18 protein-coding genes are annotated in these 21,705 nt (G+C 63.2%); 14 read left to right on the top strand and 4 right to left on the bottom strand.

The genetic code is table 11. From position 1 onward, the window contains the following. The first annotated feature begins 2 nt into the window (after positions 1-2). From murD to lpxC, 9 genes are all read left to right on the top strand, one after another. A complete protein-coding gene (murD, locus tag OO258_RS17570; RefSeq protein WP_266031869.1) occupies positions 3-1,349 on the top strand; it encodes a UDP-N-acetylmuramoyl-L-alanine--D-glutamate ligase in 1,347 nt (448 codons plus the stop codon). Beyond that, positions 1,346-2,560, top strand: coding sequence for a putative lipid II flippase FtsW (gene ftsW, locus OO258_RS17565; protein WP_416309214.1), 1,215 nt, complete (start codon positions 1,346-1,348; stop codon positions 2,558-2,560). The genes murD and ftsW overlap by 4 nt, the downstream gene beginning before the upstream one ends. Beyond that, on the top strand, positions 2,550-3,629 hold the full coding sequence (gene murG / locus OO258_RS17560; RefSeq protein WP_110742609.1) for an undecaprenyldiphospho-muramoylpentapeptide beta-N-acetylglucosaminyltransferase: 1,080 nt from the start codon (positions 2,550-2,552) through the stop codon (positions 3,627-3,629). The genes ftsW and murG overlap by 11 nt, the downstream gene beginning before the upstream one ends. Beyond that, entirely contained in the window at positions 3,622-5,070 is a 1,449-nt protein-coding gene (gene murC, locus OO258_RS17555) for a UDP-N-acetylmuramate--L-alanine ligase (protein ID WP_266031868.1), read from the top strand. The genes murG and murC overlap by 8 nt, the downstream gene beginning before the upstream one ends. Continuing rightward, a complete protein-coding gene (locus OO258_RS17550; protein ID WP_110742610.1) occupies positions 5,067-6,023 on the top strand; it encodes a D-alanine--D-alanine ligase in 957 nt (318 codons plus the stop codon). The genes murC and OO258_RS17550 overlap by 4 nt, the downstream gene beginning before the upstream one ends. Before the next feature lie 5 nt (positions 6,024-6,028). Further along, positions 6,029-6,898, top strand: a complete 870-nt coding sequence (locus OO258_RS17545; RefSeq protein ID WP_025340544.1) for a cell division protein FtsQ/DivIB — start codon at positions 6,029-6,031, stop codon at positions 6,896-6,898. A 14-nt stretch (positions 6,899-6,912) separates the two neighbouring features. After that, positions 6,913-8,169, top strand: a complete 1,257-nt coding sequence (gene ftsA / locus OO258_RS17540) for a cell division protein FtsA (RefSeq protein ID WP_110742611.1) — start codon at positions 6,913-6,915, stop codon at positions 8,167-8,169. Between the two features lie 55 nt (positions 8,170-8,224). Beyond that, positions 8,225-9,421 (top strand): cell division protein FtsZ, encoded by a 1,197-nt coding sequence (gene ftsZ / locus OO258_RS17535; RefSeq protein ID WP_012274054.1) that lies wholly within the window; start codon positions 8,225-8,227, stop codon positions 9,419-9,421. 112 nt (positions 9,422-9,533) lie between these two features. Further along, a complete protein-coding gene (lpxC, locus tag OO258_RS17530) occupies positions 9,534-10,445 on the top strand; it encodes a UDP-3-O-acyl-N-acetylglucosamine deacetylase (RefSeq protein WP_003260771.1) in 912 nt (303 codons plus the stop codon). 47 nt (positions 10,446-10,492) lie between these two features. On the opposite strand, the gene OO258_RS17525 is transcribed toward lpxC, so the two are convergent. Continuing rightward, complete coding sequence (locus OO258_RS17525; protein ID WP_110742612.1) at positions 10,493-10,948, bottom strand: DUF721 domain-containing protein; 456 nt, start codon at positions 10,946-10,948, stop codon at positions 10,493-10,495. 327 nt (positions 10,949-11,275) lie between these two features. Here OO258_RS17525 and secA point away from each other — a divergent pair, with 327 nt between their 5' ends. The 3 genes from secA (at position 11,276) to OO258_RS17510 (ending at position 16,533) form a co-directional block, all read left to right on the top strand. Further along, entirely contained in the window at positions 11,276-14,011 is a 2,736-nt protein-coding gene (secA, locus tag OO258_RS17520; protein ID WP_266031867.1) for a preprotein translocase subunit SecA, read from the top strand. Positions 14,012-14,208: 197 nt separating this feature from the next. After that, positions 14,209-15,426 carry a bifunctional glutamate N-acetyltransferase/amino-acid acetyltransferase ArgJ gene (gene argJ / locus OO258_RS17515; protein ID WP_110742615.1) on the top strand — a complete coding sequence of 406 codons (1,218 nt, stop codon included), beginning with the start codon at positions 14,209-14,211 and terminating at the stop codon, positions 15,424-15,426. Positions 15,427-15,588: 162 nt separating this feature from the next. Beyond that, entirely contained in the window at positions 15,589-16,533 is a 945-nt protein-coding gene (locus OO258_RS17510) for a Nudix family hydrolase (protein WP_266031866.1), read from the top strand. Positions 16,534-16,565: 32 nt separating this feature from the next. Here OO258_RS17510 and OO258_RS17505 read toward each other — a convergent pair whose 3' ends face one another. The 3 genes from OO258_RS17505 to OO258_RS17495 are packed head-to-tail and all read right to left on the bottom strand — an operon-like array spanning position 16,566 to position 20,119. After that, positions 16,566-17,132: a cob(I)yrinic acid a,c-diamide adenosyltransferase gene (locus OO258_RS17505; RefSeq protein WP_110742617.1), complete on the bottom strand. Its 567-nt coding sequence runs from the start codon at positions 17,130-17,132 to the stop codon at positions 16,566-16,568. A 1-nt stretch (position 17,133) separates the two neighbouring features. After that, positions 17,134-19,164, bottom strand: a complete 2,031-nt coding sequence (locus OO258_RS17500; protein WP_266031865.1) for a sensor histidine kinase — start codon at positions 19,162-19,164, stop codon at positions 17,134-17,136. A 37-nt stretch (positions 19,165-19,201) separates the two neighbouring features. Further along, complete coding sequence (locus OO258_RS17495) at positions 19,202-20,119, bottom strand: putative 2-dehydropantoate 2-reductase (protein WP_266031864.1); 918 nt, start codon at positions 20,117-20,119, stop codon at positions 19,202-19,204. A 100-nt stretch (positions 20,120-20,219) separates the two neighbouring features. On the opposite strand from OO258_RS17495, the gene OO258_RS17490 reads away from it, so the two are divergent. After that, positions 20,220-20,705 (top strand): YajQ family cyclic di-GMP-binding protein, encoded by a 486-nt coding sequence (locus tag OO258_RS17490; RefSeq protein ID WP_016713577.1) that lies wholly within the window; start codon positions 20,220-20,222, stop codon positions 20,703-20,705. A gap of 114 nt (positions 20,706-20,819) precedes the next feature. After that, the gene (locus OO258_RS17485; RefSeq protein WP_110742620.1) at positions 20,820-21,662 is read left to right on the top strand and encodes a mechanosensitive ion channel family protein; all 843 of its coding nucleotides are present in this window, start codon (positions 20,820-20,822) and stop codon (positions 21,660-21,662) included. Positions 21,663-21,705 lie beyond the last annotated feature (43 nt).

Below are 21,705 nucleotides of genomic sequence, written 5' to 3'. Positions count from 1 at the left end.
GCGTGTCCTTGATCGCTTCCGACCAATTCCGCATCGTTGTCGGCCTCGGCAAGAGCGGCATGTCCCTGGTTCGCTTCCTGGCGAGCCGGGGCATTGCCTTTGCGGTCGCCGACACCCGCGAGCAACCGCCGGAACTGGACACCCTGCGCCGTGATTACCCGCAGGTGGAAGTGCGCTGTGGGGAGCTGGACGTGGACTTCCTGTGCCGCGCCAACGAGCTGTACGTGAGCCCGGGCCTGGCCCTGGCCACCCCGGCCTTGCAGCAGGCCGCCGCACGCGGCGTGCAATTGTCCGGCGACATCGAGCTGTTCGCCCGCAACGCCAAGGCGCCGATCATTGCCATCAGCGGCTCCAATGCCAAGAGCACTGTCACCACCTTGGTCGGCGAAATGGCCGCCAAGGCCGGCAAGCGCGTGGCCGTGGGCGGTAACCTGGGTACTCCGGCGCTGGACCTGCTGGCCGATGACGTCGAGCTGTACGTGCTGGAACTGTCCAGCTTCCAGCTGGAAACCACCGACCAGCTGAACGCCGAAGTGGCCACCGTGCTGAATATCAGCGAAGACCACATGGACCGCTACAGCGGCCTGCCCGCCTACCACCTGGCCAAGCACCGCATCTTCCGGGGTGCCAAGCAGGTTGTCGTCAATCGCCAGGACGCCCTCAGCCGGCCGTTGCCGGTGGAAGGTCGCCCATGCTGGACCTTCGGCCTCAACCAACCTGACTTCAAGGCCTTCGGCCTGCGCGAAGTGGAGGGTGAGAAATACCTGGCATTCGAATTCCAGGCGCTGATGCCGGTGCGCGAGCTGAAGATTCGTGGCGCGCACAACCAGAGCAATGCCCTGGCGGCGCTGGCGCTGGGCCATGCTGCCGGGTTGCCATTCGAGCCTATGCTTGAAGCCCTGCGGGCGTTCGGGGGCTTGGCCCACCGTTGCCAGTGGGTTCGCGAGCGCAATGGCGTGAGCTGGTACGACGATTCCAAGGCTACCAACGTCGGGGCGGCCCTGGCCGCCATCGAAGGCCTGGGGGCCGATATCGAAGGCAAACTGGTGCTGATCGCCGGTGGCGACGGCAAGGGTGCCGAGTTCACCGCATTGCGCGAGCCGGTCAAGCGCTTCTGCCGTGCCGTGGTGTTGCTTGGCCGTGATGCCGAGCGCCTCGCCGAGGCCCTGGGCGATGAGGTGCCACTGGTCCGGGTCAAGACCCTCGACGACGCCGTGCAGCAATGTGCCGAACTGGCTCAGGCTGGCGATGCCGTGCTGCTGTCGCCGGCGTGCGCAAGCCTCGACATGTTCAAAAACTTCGAAGAACGCGGCCGCCTGTTCGCCCAGGCAGCGGGAGGCCTTGCATGATCTTCGGCATCCTCAAGCCTTATCCGTCGCCGCTGATCAGTGGCCGTGGCATTGACCTCGACTTCCCGATGCTTGCCGGTTGCCTGGCCTTGCTCGGCCTGGGCCTGGTGATGATCACTTCGGCCTCGTCGGAAGTGGCTGCGGTGCAGTCGGGCAACCCGCTGTACCACATGTTCCGCCACCTGGTGTACGTGTTCCTCGGCCTGGTCGCCTGTGGCGCCACCTTGCTGGTGCCGATCGCCACTTGGCAGCGCATGGGCTTCATGATGCTGATTGGCGCCTTTGGCTTGCTGGTGCTGGTGCTGGTGCCGGGTATCGGCCGTGAAGTGAACGGTTCGATGCGCTGGATCGGCTTCAGCTTCTTCAACGTGCAGCCTTCGGAAATTGCCAAGGTGTTCGTGGTCATCTACCTGGCCGGGTACCTGGTGCGTCGGCAGACCGAAGTGCGCGAAAGCTGGATGGGCTTCTTCAAGCCGTTCATTGTGCTGCTGCCGATGGCCGGCCTGCTGTTGATGGAGCCTGACTTCGGCGCCACCGTGGTGATGATGGGCGCGGCGGCGGCCATGCTGTTCCTCGGCGGGGTGGGGTTGTTCCGCTTCAGTCTGATGGTGGTGCTGGCGGTGGTCGCAGTGTTCGTGCTGGTGCAGGCGCAACCCTACCGGATGGCGCGCCTGATCACCTTTACCGACCCGTGGTCCGACCAGTTCGGTTCTGGCTACCAGTTGACCCAGGCGCTGATTGCCTTCGGCCGTGGCGAATGGCTGGGCGTGGGCTTGGGTAACAGCGTACAGAAGCAGTTCTACCTGCCTGAAGCGCACACCGACTTCGTGTTCTCGGTACTGGCTGAAGAGCTGGGTGTGGTCGGCTCGCTGGTGACCATCGCACTGTTCGTGTTCGTGACCGTGCGAGCCCTGTACATCGGCCTGTGGGCCGAGAAGGCCAAGCAGTTCTTTGCCGCCTACATGGCGTTCGGCCTGGCGTTCCTGTGGATTGGCCAGTTCCTGATCAATATCGGCGTGAACGTCGGCCTGCTGCCGACCAAGGGCCTGACCTTGCCATTCCTCAGCTATGGGGGCAGCTCGCTGGTGATCTGTTGCGCCTGCGTGGGGCTGTTGCTGCGCATCGAGTGGGAAAGCCGCACGCACCTGGGTAGCGAGGAACATGAATTCAGTGAAAGCGATTTTGCCGAGGAGACCAGTCATGGCCGCTGATGGCAAGAACGTACTGATCATGGCCGGTGGTACCGGGGGGCACGTCTTCCCGGCCCTGGCCTGCGCCCGGGAGTTCCAGGCGCGCGGCTACAGCGTGCACTGGCTGGGCACCCCGCGTGGCATCGAAAACGAACTGGTGCCACAGGCCGGTCTGCCCTTGCACCTGATCCAGGTCAGCGGCCTGCGCGGCAAAAGCAAGCTGTCGTTGCTCAAGGCACCGTTCACCTTGGTCAAGGCCGTGCTGCAGGCCCGGCGCATCATTCGCCAGCTCAAGCCGGTCTGCGTACTGGGCTTTGGCGGCTACGTGACTGGCCCCGGCGGCGTGGCCGCGCGGCTCTGCGGTGTGCCGCTGGTGATCCACGAACAGAACGCCCGGGCCGGTACCGCCAATCGCTTGCTGGTGCCACTGTCTGCGCGGGTCTGCGAAGCTTTCCCGAACACCTTCGAGGCCAGCGACAAGCGTCGCACCACTGGCAACCCGGTGCGCCCGGAGCTGTTCATGGACGCCCAACGTGCGCCCTTGGTCGAGCGCCGCGCACGCTTGTTGGTGCTGGGGGGCAGCCTGGGTGCGGAACCATTGAACAAATTGTTGCCTAAGGCCCTGTCCGAAGTGCCCGCCGCGTTGCGGCCAGAGGTGTTCCACCAGGCCGGCAAGCAACACGCGCCGATCACCGCCGAGCGTTATCACGAGGCAGGTGTCACGGCTCAGGTAGAGCCTTTCATCAAAGACATGGCCCAGGCCTATGGCTGGGCCGACATGGTGGTGTGCCGGGCCGGAGCCCTGACCGTCAGCGAGCTGGCGGCAGCAGGCTTGCCTTCGATGCTGGTGCCTTTGCCGCACGCGATCGACGACCACCAGACCCACAACGCCCAATATCTGGCCCGCGAAGGCGCTGCCTTCCTGATGCCGCAAGCGACAACTGGCGCAGCGCAGCTCGCTGAACGCCTGAACGAGGTGCTGATGCAACCCGAGAAACTCAACGTCATGGCAGGCACCGCACGGCGCCTGGCCAAACCTGCCGCAACCAGCACCGTGGTCGACATCTGCCTGGAGGTGGCCCATGGTTGAGAGCCAGAAAGCCATGCCCCAGCCAAAGATGGGCCGTATCCGCCGTATCCATTTCGTCGGTATCGGCGGTGTGGGCATGTGTGGCATTGCCGAAGTGTTGCTGAACCTGGGCTATGAAGTGTCCGGTTCCGACCTGAAAGCCTCGCCGGTCACCGAGCGCCTGGAATCGTTCGGCGCCGAGATCTTTGTCGGCCACCGCGCCGAGAATGCTGCGACCGCCGATGTTCTGGTGGTGTCCAGTGCCATCAACCCGGCCAACCCAGAGGTTGCCACTGCCCTCGAGCGTCGCATCCCGGTGGTGCCACGTGCCGAAATGCTGGCCGAGCTGATGCGCTACCGCCACGGCGTGGCTGTCGCCGGTACTCACGGCAAGACCACCACCACCAGCCTGCTGGCCTCGGTATTCGCCGCCGGCGGCCTGGACCCTACCTTCGTCATTGGCGGCCGTCTGACCGCAGCCGGTACCAATGCCCAGCTGGGCACCAGCCGCTACCTGATCGCCGAAGCCGACGAAAGCGACGCCAGCTTCCTGCACCTGCAGCCGATGGTGGCCGTGGTCACCAACATCGATGCCGACCACATGGCAACCTACGAAGGCGACTTCAACAAACTGAAGAAAACCTTCGTCGAGTTCCTGCACAACCTGCCGTTCTACGGTCTGGCAGTGATGTGCCTGGACGACCCGGTCGTGCGCGAAATCCTGCCGCAGGTGAAGCGTCCGACCGTGACCTACGGCTTTAGCGAAGAGGCCGATATCCGCGCCATCAACGTTCGCCAGCAGGGCATGCAGACCCACTTCACCGTGCTGCGCCGTGACCGCGAGCCGCTGGAGGTGTCGGTGAACATGCCCGGCAACCACAACGTGCTGAACGCCTTGGCGACCATCGCCATCGCCACCGACGAAGGCATCACTGACGAGGCCATCATCCAGGGCCTGTCCGGCTTCCAGGGTGTCGGCCGACGCTTCCAGGTGTACGGCGAACTGCCGGTCGACGGCGGCAGCGTGATGCTGGTCGACGACTATGGCCACCACCCGACCGAAGTGGCGGCGGTGATCAAGGCCGTGCGTGGTGGGTGGCCAAGCCGCCGCCTGGTGATCGTCTACCAGCCACATCGCTACAGCCGCACCCGCGACCTGTACGACGATTTTGTCCAGGTGCTGGGCGATGCCAACGTGCTGCTGCTGATGGAGGTCTACCCGGCCGGTGAAGAGCCGATCCCAGGTGCCGACAGCCGCCAGCTGTGCCACAGCATCCGCCAGCGCGGCAAGCTGGACCCTATCTACATCGAGCGCGGTGCCGAACTGGCGCCGCTGGTCAAGCCACTGCTGCGCGCTGGCGACATCTTGATCTGCCAGGGTGCCGGTGATGTCGGTGGCCTGGCCCCGCAGTTGATGAAAAGCCCGCTGTTCGCTGGCGCCAAGCAGGAGAAGTCGAAATGACCAGCGCCTACGACAAGCTGCACTCGACCCTGGACGTGACAGCGTTCGGCCGCGTTGCTGTGCTGTATGGTGGCAAGAGCGCCGAGCGCGAGGTGTCGCTGAAGTCCGGCGCCGCGGTGATCGACGCGTTGACCAAGGCCGGTGTCGACGTGGTCGCCATCGACGTCGGTGACGACCTGCTCGAACGCCTGCAAAGCGAGAAGATCGACCGCGCCTTCATCATCCTCCACGGTCGCGGCGGCGAAGACGGCAGCATGCAAGGCCTGCTGGAGTGCCTGGGTATCCCCTACACCGGTAGCGGCATCCTTGCCTCGGCGCTGGCCATGGACAAGCTGCGCACCAAGCAGGTGTGGCAGAGCCTGGGTATTCCAACCCCGCGCCACGCGGTGTTGGCGAGCGAAAACGATTGTTTGCAAGCCAGTACGGAACTGGGCTTCCCGCTTATCGTCAAACCCGCCCATGAAGGCTCTAGCATCGGCATGGCCAAGGTGAACAGCGCCCAGGAGCTGGTCGCCGCCTGGCAGGAAGCCGCCAAATACGATTCCCAGGTACTGGTGGAGCAGTGGATCCACGGCCCGGAGTTCACCATCGCGGTACTGCGCGGCCAGGTGCTGCCGCCGATCGCCCTGGGTACACCGCACGTGTTCTACGACTACGACGCCAAGTACATCGCCAACGATACCCAGTACCGCATCCCGTGCGGCCTGGATAGCGCCAAGGAACAGGAACTGATCGACCTGACCGCACGTGCCTGCGACGCCATTGGCATCGAAGGCTGGGGGCGTCTGGACGTGATGCAGGACGAGCAGGGCCGGTTCTGGCTGCTCGAAGTCAACACCGCACCCGGCATGACTGATCATAGCCTGGTGCCCATGGCGGCCCGCGCGGCCGGCCTGGACTTCCAGCAACTGGTGCTGGCGATCCTGGCCGAAAGCATGGCGACGCGAGGTTAACCATCATGCAAGGCGCGATGATACGTCAGCAGCAACCCGTTACCGGCCGTAGCAAGCCGGTGCCGCGTGGTGCCAGCCGGCTGGTGGCCGACGAGCCCGTATCGGCGCGCCTGCCGCGGCCAAGCCTGGGCGGCCTCAAGCGCCTGCTGTGGCCGGTGCTGCTGGTAGCGGCAGGCTTTGGCGCCTACGAGGGTGCCATTCGCCTGATGCCGTACGCCGACCGGCCGATTACCAAAATCGACGTGCAGGGCGACCTCAGCTACATCAGCCAGCAGTCGGTGCAGCAGCGGATCGCGCCCTACGTGGCGGCGAGCTTCTTCAGTGTCGACCTGCCAGCGATGCGCGCGGAGCTTGAGCAGATGCCGTGGATCGCTCACGCCGAAGTGCGCCGCGTATGGCCCGACGAGGTGGTGATCCGCCTTGAAGAGCAACTGCCGGTAGCACGCTGGGGGGACGAGGCCTTGCTCAACAACCAGGGCCAGGCCTTCACCCCGCGCGAGCTGGCCAACTACGAACACCTGCCACAACTGGCCGGGCCACAGCGTGCCCAGCAACAAGTCATGCAGCAGTATCAGGTATTGAGCCAGATGCTGCGCCCCCTGGGCTTTTCCATCGCTCGCCTGGAGCTGCGCGAGCGAGGCAGCTGGTTCCTGACTACCGGTGCGAGCAGCGCCGGGCCAGGCATCGAGCTGCTGCTGGGGCGCGACCATCTGGTGGAGAAGATGCGCCGTTTCATTGCCATTTACGACAAAACGCTCAAAGACCAGATCAGCACTATCGCCCGCATTGATCTGCGTTACTCCAACGGACTTGCCGTTGGCTGGCGGGAACCGATTGCACCGACGACGGCCCAACCCGCCGTTGCGAAGAATTAGAGAGAGGCAGGACCATGGCAAACGCGCATAGCGGCAAAATGATCGTCGGGCTGGACATTGGCACCTCCAAGGTGGTGGCGCTGGTCGGCGAAGTGGGCGAGGACGGCACCCTGGAAATCGTCGGGATCGGTACTCATCCGTCCCGCGGCCTGAAAAAAGGCGTGGTGGTGAACATCGAGTCCACCGTGCAGTCGATCCAGCGCGCCGTCGAAGAAGCGCAACTGATGGCCGGCTGCCGCATCCACTCGGCATTCGTCGGTGTGGCCGGTAACCACATCCGCAGCCTGAACTCCCACGGTATCGTCGCCATCCGTGACCGCGAGGTCAGCCTGGCTGACCTGGAGCGTGTACTCGACGCGGCCCAGGCCGTGGCGATCCCGGCCGACCAGCGCGTGCTGCACACCCTGCCGCAGGACTACGTGATCGACAACCAGGAAGGCGTGCGCGAGCCGCTGGGCATGTCGGGTGTACGCCTTGAGGCCAAGGTGCACGTGGTCACCTGCGCGGTAAACGCGGCGCAGAACATTGAGAAGTGCGTACGCCGCTGCGGCCTGGAAATCGACGACATCATCCTCGAGCAGCTGGCCTCGGCCTACTCGGTGCTGACCGACGATGAGAAGGAGCTGGGCGTGTGCCTGGTGGACATCGGTGGCGGCACCACCGACATCGCCATCTTCACCGAGGGCGCTATCCGTCACACCGCGGTAATCCCGATTGCCGGCGACCAAGTGACCAACGACATCGCCATGGCCCTGCGTACGCCGACCCAGTACGCCGAAGAAATCAAGATCCGCTACGCCTGCGCCCTGGCCAAACTGGCCGGCGCCGGTGAGACCATCAAGGTGCCAAGCGTGGGCGATCGCCCACCGCGCGAGCTGTCGCGCCAGGCCCTGGCCGAGGTGGTAGAGCCACGTTACGACGAGCTCTTCACCCTGATCCAGGCCGAACTGCGCCGCAGCGGCTACGAGGACCTGGTGCCGGCCGGCATCGTCCTCACTGGCGGCACCGCGAAGATGGAAGGCGCCGTGGAACTGGCCGAGGAAATCTTCCACATGCCGGTACGCCTGGGCGTGCCGCACAGCGTTCGGGGGCTGAGCGACGTGGTGCGCAACCCGATCTATTCCACCGGCGTGGGCTTGCTCACCTACGGCCTGCAGAAGCAGTCCGAAGACCTGCCCCTGACCGGCAACAGCAGCAGCAACAGCTATGGCGATGAACCGAAGGCCCCAGTGCTTGAGCGCTTCAAGCGGTGGGTCCAGGGCAACTTCTAAGTTTCAAAGCAGTAGTGGTAGGCGCAACAACTAGAGAACTGTAAGGAGAGGGAAAATGTTCGAGCTCGTAGACAACGTCCCGCAAAGCCCGGTCATCAAGGTGATCGGCGTTGGTGGTGGTGGCGGCAACGCCGTCAACCACATGGTCAAGAGCAGCATCGAAGGCGTGGAATTCATCTGCGCCAACACCGATGCCCAGGCGCTGAAAAACATTGGCGCGCGCACCATCCTGCAATTGGGCACTGGCGTGACCAAGGGCCTGGGTGCCGGTGCCAATCCGGAAGTCGGCCGTCAGGCTGCACTGGAAGACCGTGAGCGCATCGCTGAAGTGCTGCAGGGCACCAACATGGTGTTCATCACCACTGGCATGGGCGGTGGTACTGGTACCGGTGCCGCACCGATCATTGCCGAAGTGGCCAAGGAAATGGGCATTCTCACCGTTGCCGTGGTGACCCGTCCGTTCCCGTTCGAGGGCCGCAAGCGCATGCAGATCGCCGATGAAGGCATCCGCATGCTGGCTGAAAGCGTCGACTCGTTGATCACCATCCCCAACGAGAAGCTGCTGACCATCCTGGGCAAGGACGCCAGCCTGCTGTCCGCGTTCGCCAAGGCCGACGATGTACTGGCCGGTGCGGTGCGCGGTATTTCCGACATCATCAAGCGTCCGGGCATGATCAACGTCGACTTTGCCGACGTACGCACCGTGATGGGCGAAATGGGCATGGCGATGATGGGTACTGGCTGTGCCAGCGGCCCGAACCGCGCCCGTGAAGCCACCGAGGCAGCGATCCGCAACCCGCTGCTGGAAGACGTCAACCTGCAGGGCGCCCGCGGCATCCTGGTGAACATCACCGCAGGCCCGGACCTGTCGCTGGGTGAGTACTCCGACGTGGGTAGCATCATCGAAGCCTTCGCCTCCGACCACGCCATGGTCAAGGTCGGCACCGTGATCGACCCGGACATGCGTGACGAACTGCACGTGACCGTGGTGGCCACCGGCCTGGGCGCGCGCATCGAGAAGCCTGTGAAGGTGGTCGACAACACCCTGCAGACTGCTCAGCAGGCGTATGAAGCCTCCAACCCGGCGCCGGCTCGTCAAGAGCAGCCAGCGGTCAACTACCGTGACCTGGAGCGCCCGACCGTGATGCGTAACCAGGCCCATGCAGGTGCTGCCGCAGCCGCTAAACTGAACCCTCAGGATGACCTGGACTACCTCGATATCCCGGCATTCCTGCGTCGTCAGGCTGATTAATGGAATTTATCAGGGGTATAAAGGTGATTGGTATTCATCAAAGGTTGGGTCTGTTATCATCCCCAGCCTTTGTTGATACCTGTTCGCAATTTGCGCTGAAGCGGCCAATGCCATGATTAAACAACGCACCCTGAAGAATACCATCCGTGCCACAGGTGTCGGTCTGCACTCCGGGGAGAAGGTATACCTGACCCTCAAGCCTGCACCTGTTGACACCGGCATCGTCTTCCGCCGCGCCGACCTCGACCCTGTGGTCGAGATTCCTGCGCGTGCGGCCAACGTCGGCGAGACAACCATGTCGACGACGCTGGTCAACGGTGACGTCAAGGTCGATACGGTCGAGCACCTGCTCTCCGCCATGGCGGGCCTGGGCATCGATAACGCCTACGTCGAGCTCTCCGCCTCGGAAGTGCCGATCATGGATGGCAGCGCCGGTCCCTTCGTATTCCTGATTCAGTCTGCCGGCCTGGAAGAACAGGACGCAGCCAAGAAGTTCATCCGCATCCTGCGTGAGGTAACTGTGGAAGAGGGCGACAAGCGCGCCACTTTCCTGCCTTTCGACGGTTTCAAGGTGAGCTTCGAGATCGACTTCGATCACCCGGTCCTCAAGGGCCAGACCCAGAGTGCGGTTGTCGACTTCTCCAGCACCTCGTTCGTGAAGGAAGTCAGCCGCGCCCGCACCTTCGGCTTCATGCGTGACATCGAGTACCTGCGCAAGCACAACCTTGCGCTGGGTGGCAGTGTCGAGAACGCCATCGTGGTCGACGAGACTGGTGTGCTCAACGAAGACGGCCTTCGTTCCGATGACGAATTCGTCAAGCACAAGATCCTCGACGCCATTGGCGACCTGTATCTGCTGGGCAACAGCCTGATCGGCGAGTTCAAGGGCTACAAGTCCGGCCACGCGCTGAACAACCAGCTGTTGCGCAAGCTCATTGCTGAAACCGATGCCTGGGAAGTGGTCACTTTCGAAGATGCCAGTACGGCACCGATCTCGTACATGCGCCCTGTCGCGGCCGTGTAAGTTCGAACACTCTCTAGTTCATTGAGGCCACCTTCGGGTGGCCTTTTTTATGGCTTGTGTTGGGCGTGGGCGGCCAGCCGTTCCAGTGCTGCACGCAGCTTGGGGTCGGTGATGCCCTCGGCGGTATCACGCAAGCTCTCGGCGGCGCTATTGGACAGCTCGGCGGCATGCCCGCCGCGTTTGGCCGGCACCAGCGGCGGCTGCACCTTGTACAGAATACGCCTGAGGTTGCCGAAGGCCTCCATGGCCTGCAACGCCGCCAGCAGACGTTTCTGCTGATAGCGCAAGCGGGTTGCCCAGTGGCCGTCGGTGACCACCAGCAGCAGCGTGCCATCGCGCCAGGACGCCACGTGGCAGTGCTCGCGGGCGGCCGGCTGCAACTGGCTTTCCAGCAGGCGCTGCAAGTACTCCAGGCGTTCGGCCTGGTTCAGCAGCAGGCGCAGCGGGCGCACCTGGCGCAGCAGGGCCGAAGGGGGCTGCGCGGGGGAGGGTTTATAGGCCATGGGACCGTGCATGAGGTGACAAGATCAGCAGTTTACCACCTCTGTAGTCTGCACCGGCCTCTTCGTGGGCATGTCCGCGAGGGGGTGGCAGGGGCGCGAGAGATAAGACTAGTTCTCGATAGCTTTCATGTTGCCAAGGCTTGAACTCAGGGAAAATGCCCCTATCTAAGACAAGCCCCCGCCAAAACGCTGTAATAGCATCGTGGAAATCCACCACTTTCCTCACCATCGTTTCCGGGTAGAATGCTCGTTCGCATGCGGCCTAAGGGCTGCACGGGCGACTCATGGGGCCGCCCTCCATCCCTACGTGTGGAAGATCCTGCCGATATGTTTGCGCCTTTGTTAAAAAAACTTTTTGGAAGCAAGAACGAGCGTGAAGTCAAACGCATGCTCAAGACGGTGAGTATCGTCAATGCCTTCGAAGAGAAGATGGTGGCCCTCTCCGACGAGCAACTGCGGGGCAAGACCGCAGAGTTCAAGGAGCGTCTGGCCAAAGGCGAGACACTGGACCAATTGCTGCCCGAAGCCTTCGCCGTGGCCCGTGAAGCCGGCAAGCGTGTGATGGGCATGCGCCACTTCGACGTGCAGCTGATCGGCGGCATGACCCTGCACGAGGGCATGATCGCAGAAATGCGTACCGGTGAAGGCAAGACCTTGGTCGGTACCCTGGCGGTGTACCTCAACGCACTGTCCGGCAAGGGCGTGCACGTGGTCACCGTCAACGACTACCTGGCCCGTCGTGACGCCAACTGGATGCGCCCGCTCTACGAGTTCCTCGGCCTGTCGGTCGGCATCGTCTCGGCCTTCCAGCCGCCTGAAGAAAAGCGCGCCGCCTATGCGTCCGACATCACCTACGGCACCAACAACGAATTCGGTTTCGACTACCTGCGCGACAACATGGCGTTCAGCCAGGACGAGAAATTCCAGCGCGAGCTGAATTTCGCCGTGATCGACGAAGTCGACTCCATCCTCATCGACGAAGCGCGTACCCCGCTGATCATTTCCGGTCAGGCCGAGGACAGCTCCAAGCTGTACATCGAGATCAACCGCCTGATCCCGCGCCTGACCCAGCACATCGAAGAGGTCGAAGGCCAGGTCACCCAGGAAGGCCACTTCACCATCGACGAGAAGAGCCGCCAGGTCGAGCTGAACGAAGCCGGTCACCAGTTCATCGAAGAGATGCTGACCCAGGCCGGCTTGCTGGCGGAAGGCGAGAGCCTGTACTCGGCGCACAACCTGGGCCTGCTGACCCACGTCTACGCCGGCCTGCGTGCGCACAAGCTGTTCCACCGCAACATCGAATACATCGTCCAGGACGGCCAGGTCCTGCTGATCGACGAGCATACCGGCCGCACCATGCCGGGCCGTCGCTTGTCCGAAGGCCTGCACCAGGCTATCGAGGCGAAGGAAAACCTGAATATCCAGGCCGAGAGCCAGACCCTGGCTTCGACCACCTTCCAGAACTACTTCCGCCTGTACACCAAGCTGTCCGGCATGACCGGTACCGCCGACACCGAAGCGTTCGAGTTCCAGTCGATCTACGCCCTCAACGTGATGGTCATTCCGCCGAACAAGCCTTTGGCGCGTAAAGACTTCAACGACCTGGTGTACCTGACCGCCGACGAGAAATACGCCGCGATCATCGCCGACATCAAGGAAAGCATGAAACAGGGCCGGCCGATCCTGGTGGGTACTGCCACGATCGAAACTTCCGAGCACATGTCGAACCTGCTGAAGAAGGAAGGCATCGACCACAAGGTACTGAACGCCAAGTACCACGAGAAGGAAGCCGAGATCATCGCGCAAGCCGGCGCCCCGGGTGCGCTGACCATCGCTACCAACATGGCAGGCCGTGGTACCGACATCCTGTTGGGCGGTAACTGGGAAGCCGAAGTGGCCACGCTGGAAAGCCCGACTGCCGAGCAGATCGCCCAGATCAAGGCCGACTGGCAGAAGCGTCACCAGCAGGTGATCGAAGCCGGTGGTCTGCACGTGATCGCTTCCGAGCGCCACGAATCGCGCCGTATCGACAACCAGCTGCGTGGCCGCTCCGGCCGTCAGGGCGACCCGGGTTCCAGCCGCTTCTACCTGTCGCTCGAAGACAGCCTGATGCGCATCTTTGCCTCTGACCGGGTGAAGAACTTCATGAAGGCCCTGGGCATGCAGTCGGGCGAGGCCATCGAGCACCGCATGGTCACCAATGCCATCGAGAAAGCCCAGCGCAAGGTCGAAGGCCGCAACTTCGACATCCGCAAGCAGTTGCTTGAATACGATGACGTGGCCAACGAGCAGCGCAAGGTGATCTACCACATGCGCAACAGCCTGCTGGCCGCCGAGAACATCGGCGACACCATCGTCGAATTCCGTCAGGAAGTCCTGGACGCTACCATCAGCCAGCACATTCCGCCGCAATCGCTGCCCGAGCAGTGGGACGTGGCCGGCCTGGAAGCTTCGCTGGCCAGCGATTTCGCCATGAAACTGCCGATCCAGCAGTGGCTCGACGAGGACGATCACCTCTACGAAGAAACCCTGCGCGAGAAGCTGCTGAGCGAGATCACCACCGCCTACACCGAGAAGGAAGACCAGGCCGGCATCGACGCCCTGCGTACCTTCGAGAAGCAGATCCTGCTGCGCGTGCTGGACGACCTGTGGAAAGACCACCTGTCGACCATGGACCACCTGCGTCACGGTATTCACCTGCGCGGCTATGCGCAGAAAAACCCGAAGCAGGAGTACAAGCGCGAGTCGTTCAGCTTGTTCCAGGAGCTGCTGGAGTCGATCAAGCGCGACACCATCCGCGTGCTGTCGCACGTCCAGGTTCGTCGCGAAGACCCGGCCGAAGAAGAAGCCCGCCTGCGTCGCGAAGCCGAGGAACTGGCCAGCCGCATGCAGTTCCAGCACGCCGCTGCCCCTGGCCTGGAAAGCGAGCAGCTGAGCGAGGAGGGTGCCGAAGTGGCAGTTGCCTCGGCGCCGGTGCGCAACGACCTGAAGCTGGGCCGCAACGAGCCGTGCTGGTGTGGTTCGGGCAAGAAGTTCAAGCATTGCCATGGTCAGATCGAGTGATCTGATTCACTCGCTGTAACGTGACAAATCGGGGGCCGCTGTGCGGCCCATTCGCGGCACAAGGCCGCTCCCACATGAATCGCGCCTGCTCTGGGGGTTGCGATGCTCTTGTGGGAGCGGCCTTGTGCCGCGAATGGGACGCGAAGCGGCCCCGCTCTTCCTTCATCATTTCACCGTAATTTCTAGGAGCGCTCTAAATGGCTGTTGGTCTTGGTCCTTTGCCCACCCTGCACCCGGTTCCGGGTTTTGAACTCGGCATCGCTTCTGCCGGCATCAAGCGCCCAGGGCGCAAGGATGTGGTGGTCATGCGCTGTGCCGAAGGCTCCAGCGTGGCGGGTGTGTTCACCCTCAACGCTTTCTGCGCCGCGCCGGTGATCCTGTCCAAGCAGCGCGTACAGGGCACCGTGCGTTACCTGCTGACCAACACCGGCAATGCCAACGCCGGTACCGGCGCGCCAGGCCTGGCTGCTGCCGAGCGCACCTGCGCCAAGCTGGCCGAACTGGCTGGCGTGCCTGCCGAGTCGATCTTGCCGTTTTCCACGGGTGTAATTGGCGAGCCGCTGCCGGTCGAGAAGATCGAAGGCGCGCTGCAGGCCGCCCTCGACAACCTGTCGGAAAACCACTGGGCTGAAGCCGCCACCGGCATCATGACCACCGACACCTTGCCCAAGGGCGCCAGCCGCCAGTTCCAGCATGATGGCGTGACCGTTACCGTCACCGGCATCAGCAAGGGTGCTGGCATGATCCGCCCGAACATGGCCACCATGCTCGGCTACATCGCCACCGACGCCAAGGTTGCCCCCGCGGTGCTCAAGGACCTGATGCTGGACGGTGCCAACAAGTCGTTCAACCGTATCACTATCGATGGTGATACCTCGACCAACGACTGCTGCATGCTGATCGCCACCGGCAAGGCCAATCTGCCGGAAGTGACCGAAGCCAGCGGCGCACTGTTCGAAGCGCTGAAAAAGGCCGTGTTCGAAGTGTGCATGGAAGTGGCCCAGGCCATCGTCCGTGACGGCGAAGGCGCGACCAAGTTCGTCACCGTGCAGGTCAATGGTGGTGGCAACCACCAGGAATGCCTGGACGTCGGTTACGCCGTCGCCCACTCGCCGCTGATCAAGACCGCGCTGTTCGCCTCCGACCCGAACTGGGGCCGTATCCTCGCTGCCGTTGGCCGTGCCGGTGTGCCAGAGCTGGATGTAAGCCTGATCGACGTGTACCTCGACAACGTGTGCATCGCCAGCCAGGGCGGCCGTAGCCCTAGCTACACCGAGGCGCAGGGTTCGGCAGTGATGGCTCAGGAAGAAATTACCATCCGTATCGAACTGGGCCGTGGCCAGTGCAGCGAAACCATCTGGACTACCGACCTGTCCCACGAGTACGTGAAGATCAACGCCGAGTACCGTACCTGATTCAGACTGGGCATCCTGTGGGAGCGGCCTTGCGTCGCGAAGGGCTGCGAAGCAGCCCTGACTTACTCAAACCAATGGAGCCGAACCATGAGCTATTACCTGATCATCGGCGACGAGCTGCACGCCTCCTGGTTGCAAGCTGGCCTTGGGGGAGTGTGAAGTGTGAAACGGATTCATGTAGTAGCGGCCGTCATTCGTGGCGCGGATGGCCGCATCTTGATTGCGCGGCGTGCCGATACCCAGCACCAGGGCGGCCTGTGGGAGTTCCCCGGCGGCAAGCTGGAGGAGGGCGAAAGCGTCGAAGCGGCGCTGGCGCGCGAGTTGCGTGAAGAGTTGGGTATCGAGGTAAGCCGTTCGCGTGCGCTGATCAAGGTCAGCCATGACTACCCGGACAAACAGGTGCTGCTGGATGTGCGCGAAGTCGAGGCGTTCACTGGCGAGCCGCATGGCGCCGAAGGCCAGCCGCTGGCGTGGGTTGCCCCGCGCGACTTGCCGCAATACGAATTCCCTGAGGCCAACAAGCCGATCGTGGCTGCCGCGCGCTTGCCGGACCAGTACCTGATCACCCCGGATGGCCTGGAAGTACCGCAGATGCTCAAGGGCATTCAGAAGGCGGTGGCCAACGGTATTCGCCTGATCCAGTTGCGTGCCCCGGACATGTATGACCCCAAGTACCGCGACGTGGCGGTGGATGCGGTCGGGCTGTGTGCGGGCAAGGCGCAGCTGATGCTCAAGGGGCCGCTGGAGTGGCTGGGGGATTTCCCGGCGGCCGGTTGGCACCTGACGGCGGCGCAACTGCGCAAGTATGCCGCCAAGGGCCGGCCGTTCCCCGAGGAGCGTTGGCTGGCTGCGTCCTGCCACAGTGCCGAGGAGCTGGCGCTGGCAGAGCAGATGGGTGTGGACTTTGTCACCTTGTCGCCGGTGCAGGCAACCCAGACGCATCCCGAGGCGGTGCCTCTGGGGTGGGATGCGGCGCAGCGTTTGATTGCGGGGTTCAGCAAGCCGGTCTATCTGCTGGGTGGGGTAGGGCCGGGTGAGCGCGAGCAGGCCTGGGAGGCTGGGGCGCAAGGTGTAGCCGGAATTCGGGCGTTCTGGCCTGAGTCATGAGTGATTGGGGCCGCAAAGCGGCCCCAGAATCATCAGCCCTGCGCTTTCTCGGCAGGCTGCCACAAAACCTCAGCCACCCCCTGTCGGCGCCCAATGATCCGCGCTGCCACAAACAGCAGATCAGACAGCCGGTTGATATAGGCCAGCCCAACCCCCTCCAGCGGTTCTACGGCATTCAACTGCTGACACCGCCGTTCGGCACTGCGTGCCAGGCTGCGGCACACATGCGCCTGGGCCACCAGCATCGAACCACTGGGCAGGATGAAGTTCTTCAACGGCCCCAGCTCTTCGTTCCACACATCGATAGCGGCCTCCAGTCGCTCTACCTCCGCCTGGTTCAACGCCTGGTAGCTGGGCATGGCCAGTTCCCCACCCAAATCGAACAAGCGGTGCTGACAGGGTGCAAGCACGCAGCTCACCTCATCCAGCCCATGCTCGGCCAGGCCTGCCAGCAGCACGCCCAGCTGGCTGTTCAGGCTGTCCACTTCGCCAATCGCTTCGATCCGCGGGTGGTCCTTGGCCACCCGGCGGCCGTCGCCCAAGCCGGTTTCGCCCTTGTCACCGGTGCGGGTGTAGATCTTCGACAGGCGGTAGCCCATGTCACTTCTCCATTTTTGTCGGCACCGCTGCTGCAGGCGAGCCGAGGGGCAGGCGCAGGGTAAAGCAGGTGCCCTGGCCGGGAGTGGAATGCACTTCCATCTGCCCTTTGTGGTTGTTGGTGATGATGAAGTACGAGACCGACAGGCCCAGACCGGTGCCCTGGCCGATTTCCTTGGTGGTGAAGAACGGCTCGAAGGTGCGCTTGCGCACCGCTTCGGGCATGCCCACACCGTTGTCCTCGACCTGGATTTCCGCCCATGGCGGGTTCAGCCGGGTACGCAGGGTGATACGCCCCGGCTCGCTCGGTTGTGGGCGCAGGTGAATGGCCTGGGCGGCGTTCTTCAGCAAATTGAGCAGCACTTGTTCCAGCTCGTTGGCCGTGCACGGCACCGGCCCGAGCTCGGGGTCGAACTGGCGCACGATGGCCTGGCCCTTGAAGTCGAAACCGATGGCCAGGTCGAAGTCGTTGCCGGCAATTTCCACTGCCTGGTCAATCAGTGCCGGCAGCTCGCAGGGCACCAGCTGACGGTTGCTGCGGCGGCTGAAGCTGAGCATGTGGGTGACGATTTTCGCCGCCCGGGCTCCGGCTTGCTGGATACCGTCGAGCAGTTGCGGTACCTCGCGGCTGTCCAGGTAGCGGTTGACCGTGGCCAGGTCGATGCCCAGCTCTTCGGCTTGTTCCTGGTTGCGCGGCAGCTCGTTCGACAGGCGCCGGCGGATGTTCTGCACATTGTGCAGAATGGCGCCCAGCGGATTGTTGATTTCGTGGGCCATGCCGGCGGCCAGGCCACCGACCGAGAGCATTTTCTCCGACTGCACCATCATTTCTTCCAGTGACAGGCGCTGGGTAATGTCGTCGATACGAATGACCACGCCGCGCCCGCCGCCGCCGGTCAGCGGGTAGAAGGTGAGGGCGTAGTGGCGCAGGTCATCGCCCTTGGCCCAGGTAACCCGCTCGATTTTCGCCACCCGGTGCTTTTCCACGGTTTCCTTCAGCTGTGGCAGGAACGGCTTGAGCGGTTCGAAGGCGATGAACACCGGCTGGTTCAGCGCTTCATCCAGCGGCGTGCCGGAAAGCACCGTGGCTTCATGGTTCCACTGCGTGACATAGAGCTGTTCGTCAAGGGCGATCAGCGCCGATGGCATTGAGTCGATGATGCTGTTGAGGTAATTCTGAAAGCCGGTGAGCTTCTTCTCGATCTTGCTGCGCACCTGTACTTCCAGCTCCAGTTTGCGGTTGGTGTGGCGGGTTTCCTCGGCCAGGCCCTGGGCCTGGTCATACGCATCCTGAAACTCGTCCCGAGCGCGCTTGAGCTGCTGCTCGCGGGCTTCGATGCGCGAGAGCATGGTGTTGAAAGCCTCGGCCAGGCTGCCGATTTCATCGTCGTTGCCGCGCCGGGCACGCAGGGCGTAGCTCTCCTCACGGGTCACCTGGCGGCTGAGCTCTTCCAGCTGGTTGATGGGTTGGGTGATCAGGCGCTTGATCTGCCGGGCGATGACGATCCACAGCAGGATACTGAACACCAGGATCCCCAGGCTGGCACTGAGGGTGCCGGTGTAGAACGCCGTGGGCAGTTCGCTGCTGGCCACCAGCAGCAGGTGTGCAGGTGGGTTGGCGTCGCGCGGGATGCGGATCAGCTGGGTGCTGCGAAACTCCATCAGGCGCCAGCCGTCGATGTTGCGAAAGCGCTTGGGCATGGCCAGCGGCTCGCCATGCTGCAACTGCGCCAGCATGCGGCCATCGCCGCCATAGACGGCGGCAGCGCGCAGCGGCGTGTAGCTGTCCAGCTCCTTGAGCAGGGCACTGGCGGTCTCTGGCGTGTCGCCAGCGCGGGCCGCCAGCTGCGGGTTGGCCACTAGCCGGCCGATGGTTTGCAGGGCCTGTGGTGCCATGCTTTCCTGGGTGATCCAGTAGGCTGCGCTGATGAAGGTGAGGTTGGCCACCAGCAGGATGGTCACCAGCAATACCAGCAGGGCCGCCAGCAGCTTCTGCCCGACCGGGAGGTTTTCCAGGCGTTGGCGCAAGGTCATGGGCTAGGCAATGTCCATATCCGGTTCAAGGGCTGCGTCAGTCGCAGGGCAAGCCACGCAGGCGCAGGTTTTCGACCAGGCGTAGCTGCAGGTGTTCCAGCTGCGGCAGCTGCAGGCCATGGCGGCTGGCGGCGCGGCAGGCATGGCCGAGCAGGTAGTGCACCTCGGTGCGCCGGCCAGCGCGCACGTCCTGGTACATGGAAGAGTAGTTGGCTGCGGTGGCGAGGATCACCCGCTGCACCTCTTCGTCCAGCCCGTCCGCTGCTTGGGGCTGGCCGCAACGGCGCAGCAGCTCGGCCAGTTCGCCGCACAGCGCTTCTACTTCACCCAGATGCCCCAGCAGCCCGCCGTTCTGGCAGTCATGCAATACGGTCAGCGGGTTGATTGCGCAGTTGAGCGCCAGTTTGCGCCACAGCCGGGTAAGGATGTCCACCGTCCACTCGGCAGGGATACCCGCCTGGTGCAGGTCATCGAACCAGGCCGGGATCGCCGGCATGCGCGGGTCGCCCAGCCAGTTGAAGCCATGGCCGGCGAAGCGTACCTGCCAGTCACCCTCGCGGAACGCACCTTCGGTGCTGGAGGCGAAGATACAGCGCGCGTGAGGTACCAAGTCGGCGACGTCATCTTGGCTGCCCAGGCCATTCTGCAACAGCAGCACTTCGGCGCCATTGGCCAGCCGTGGCGCCACGCCGGCAATGGCCGGGGCGGCGTCGTAGGCCTTGCAGGCCACCAGCAGGCGGTGGATCGGCCCATGCGCCTGCGCGGTTTCGGCGGGGATGGCGTAGTGCCGGGTGTGATCCTGCTCGAACAGGGTGAGGCCGCCAGCCTGCTGGTAAGCCCGCAGCCGCTGCCCGTCACGCAGGATCAGCCTTACGGCCTTGCCTGCACGTGCCAGGCGGCAAGCCCACAGGCTGCCCAGGCTGCCGGCGCCGAGAATATGCCAGGTGCTGCTCATATGCGTTTCGCAACCCGTTATAATGAGCCCGCATTTTAACCGTCAAACCCAGCGCGCTCCATCTTCAGCCTGAGCGCGCTTTTATTTTGGGAGAACAACCATGCCTTCGTTCGACGTGGTATCGGAACTGGACAAGCACGAAGTGCAGAACGCGGTGGACAACGCCATCAAGGATCTGGACCGCCGTTACGACCTCAAGGGTAAGGGCACCTTCGAGTTCAAGGACAAAGAGCAGACCGTGATGCTCACTGCCGAAGAAGAGTTCCAGCTCGAAGCGATGCTGGAAATCCTGCGCCTCGCGCTGGTCAAGCGCAAGATCGACGTGAAATGCCTCGAAACCAAGGATCCGTACGCATCCGGCAAGGAAAAGAAACAGGAAGCCAAGTTCCGCGAAGGCATCGACAAGGACCTGGCCAAGAAAATCGTTGCCACCATCAAGGATGGCAAGCTGAAAGTGCAGGCCGCTATCCAGGGCGAGCAGGTTCGTGTAACCGGCAAGAAGCGTGACGACCTGCAGGAAGCCATTGCCCTGCTGCGCACCAAGGAATTCGACATGCCGCTGCAGTTCAACAACTTCCGCGACTGATGCGCGGGCGGGCCGGAACCCCGATGGCCATGTGATGTCCATGGGGGCCGGGGCTGCGCAAACGCGCGTAGCCTGTTCTACCGTGTACTTGCCGCTCGGCATCAGGAGATGAATATGGATTTGAACGCTGAAGTCGATCAGCTGGTTCGCCAATCGCAAACCTGGATCCCCCTGATCATGGAATACGGCAGCCGTGTGCTGCTGGCGCTGCTGACCCTGGCGGTCGGCTGGTGGATCATCAACAAGGTCAGCGCCCGCCTGGGCAAGCTGGTAGGCCTGCGCAATGCCGACCTGGCGTTGCAAGGCTTTATCAGCACCTTGGCCAATATCGTCCTCAAGGTGCTGCTGCTCGTCAGTGTTGCCTCGATGATCGGCATCGAGACCACTTCGTTCGTCGCCGCCATCGGTGCCGCCGGCCTGGCCATCGGTCTGGCCTTGCAGGGCAGCCTGGCGAATTTTGCCGGCGGGGTGCTGATCCTGATGTTCCGCCCGTTCCGCATTGGTGACTGGATCGAAGCGCAGGGTGTTGCCGGTACCGTCGACAGTATCCAGATCTTCCACACCGTGCTGCGCACCGGTGACAACAAGACTGTGATCATGCCTAACGGCAGCCTGTCCAACGGCATCATCACCAACACCAATCGCCAGCCAACGCGCAAAGTAGTGTTCGACGTGGGCGTGGACTACGAGGCCGATCTGCAGAAGGCCCGTAACGTGCTGCTGGACTTGGCCAAGGACCCGCGTGTGCTGGCTGACCCGGCACCCCAGGCCGTGGTGGCGACGCTGGGTGACAGCTCGATCACCGTGTCGCTGCGTTTGTGGACCAAGACTTCCGATTACTGGGACGTGATGTTCATGCTCAATGAGCATGCGCGTGACCGGTTGAAGGCCGAAGGCATCGATATTCCGTTCCCGCAGCGGGTGATTCGCGTGGTGCAGGAGACTGCCGTGCAATAAGCCTGCAGGAAAACGGGGCCGCTTTAGGCCTCATCGCTGGCTT

Origin of the sequence: Pseudomonas sp. DCB_BI (genome assembly GCF_026240995.1) — a bacterium.
Classification (GTDB): domain Bacteria; phylum Pseudomonadota; class Gammaproteobacteria; order Pseudomonadales; family Pseudomonadaceae; genus Aquipseudomonas.
The sequence above is the reverse complement of the archived record's forward strand: the minus strand, read 5'-3'. Positions and strand labels throughout refer to the sequence as shown.